Source organism: Streptomyces poriferorum (assembly GCF_019399235.1).
In the GTDB taxonomy this organism is placed as follows: domain Bacteria; phylum Actinomycetota; class Actinomycetes; order Streptomycetales; family Streptomycetaceae; genus Streptomyces; species Streptomyces poriferorum.
Genome location: NZ_JAELVH010000524.1, coordinates 1 through 1,754 on the forward strand (window position 1 = coordinate 1; position 1,754 = coordinate 1,754).

Annotated in this window: 2 protein-coding genes; one reads left to right on the forward strand and one right to left on the reverse strand. The window is 72.9% G+C overall.

What is annotated here, in order from left to right:
- Positions 1-1,165: RNB domain-containing ribonuclease (locus JGS39_RS39240; protein WP_219574542.1), on the forward strand; the 1,165-nt coding region annotated here is incomplete at its 5' end.
- Here JGS39_RS39240 and JGS39_RS39245 read toward each other — a convergent pair.
- The coding region (locus tag JGS39_RS39245; protein ID WP_236066064.1) for a hypothetical protein at positions 1,116-1,754 on the reverse strand (639 nt) is incomplete at its 5' end. The two genes, JGS39_RS39240 and JGS39_RS39245, sit on opposite strands and share 50 nt — an antisense overlap.

Sequence of the window (1,754 nt, forward strand, 5' to 3'; positions counted from 1 at the left end):
CGTCGCCGCGTTCGTCCGCCCCGGCGGCGCGCTCGACACCGAGGCCCACCACCGGGTGACCACGCTCTACTTCCCCGACGGCAAGGTGCCGCTCCACCCCGAATCGCTCTCCGAGGGCGCCGCCAGCCTGCTGCCCGGAGAGACCCGCCCCGCCGTGCTCTGGGAGATCGACCTCGACGCCGAGGGCCGCACCGAGACCACCCGGGTACGCCGGGCCCTCGTACGCAGCCGCGCCAAACTCGACTACGCGGGCGTGCAGCGGCAGATCGACGCCGGCACCGCCGAGGAGCCGCTCGCCCTGCTCAAGGACATCGGCACGCTCCGCGAGGAACAGGAGATCGCCCGCGGCGGCATCTCCCTCGACGTGCCCGAACAGGAGATCGTCGAGCGCGACGGGACGTACGGCCTCGACTACCGGGCCCCGCTCCCCGCCGACGGCTGGAACGCTCAGATCTCACTGCTCACCGGCATGGCGGCGGCCCGTCTGATGCAGGAATCCGGCACCGGCATCCTGCGTACCCTCCCGGTCGCCCCCGACGGCGCGGTCGCCCGCCTGCGCCGCTCGGCCGAGGCCCTGCGTATCGACTGGCCGCACCATGTCCCGTACGCCCAGGTAGTCCGCTCGCTCGACCCGAGGAAGACGAACCACGCCGCCTTCCTGCAGGACTGCACCACGCTGCTGCGCGGCGCCGGCTACACCGTCTTCGACAACGGCGAACTGCCCACCCCCGCCGTCCACGCCGCCGTCGCAGACCTCTACACCCACTGCACCGCGCCGCTGCGCCGGCTCGTCGACCGGTACGCATCCGAACTCTGCGTCGCGGCCGCCGCCGACCGCGATCCGCCCGAATGGGTCATGAGCGCACTGCCCGCCCTGCCCAAGGAGATGGCGGACGGGACCCGGCGCGCCAACACGGTGGAGCGCGAGTGCATCGACCTCGTCGAGGCGGCACTGCTCAAGGACCGGGTCGGTACGGTCTTCGACGCCTACGTGGTGGATGTGAAGGAACAGGAGCCGACCACCGGCACCATCCACATCGACGACCCCGCGATCGTCGCCCGCATCGAGGGCGGCACCGCCGCGCTCCCGCTGGGGGAGCGGCTGCGGGTGCGGCTCACCCAGGCAGATCCGGGATCGTCGAAGGTGCTGTTCGCGCCCGCGTGAGCGCGGCCACGACGGCGCGCGGATCATCGGCGTGGAACCGGACCGCGACCGCCTTCCCGCGACGGCCGAGCGGTCGCAGGAAACCCAGCGGCGCGGTCAGCTCGACCGTCACGGTCGTCTGGCCGCCGACCGCGAGATCGAGCACCCCGTCCGGGCCCAGCTGAACCAACCGGCCCTGGGGAAAGCGCCGTTCGACCCGTACGGCCGTGATCGAGGCAGCCGGTACCCGCAGATCGAACAGCGCCCCGTAGCGAACGCGCAGCGAACCGTCCGGTCCCACGACATGCGGGCGGGTCACACAGGCGGCGTGCAGGGCGAGCACCAGCAGCACCCCGTACACGTCCAGCACGAGCAGAATCCGGTGCACCACCGGCCAGGGGACCAGCAGCGCCAGCATCACCGTCTCCACCACCGAGACGAAGACCAGGCCGTACATCATCGCCGTCTGCGGCCCCGTGTACGGCGCGGGCGCCGCGCCCTCCGGCACGCCGTGGCGCCGCCGCAGCACCCACAGCCCCAGGCTGTGCAGGGCCCGCAGCTCATGGCCGACGAGCCGCCGCACCGGCAAGGGCACCACGGTCCGCAGCGC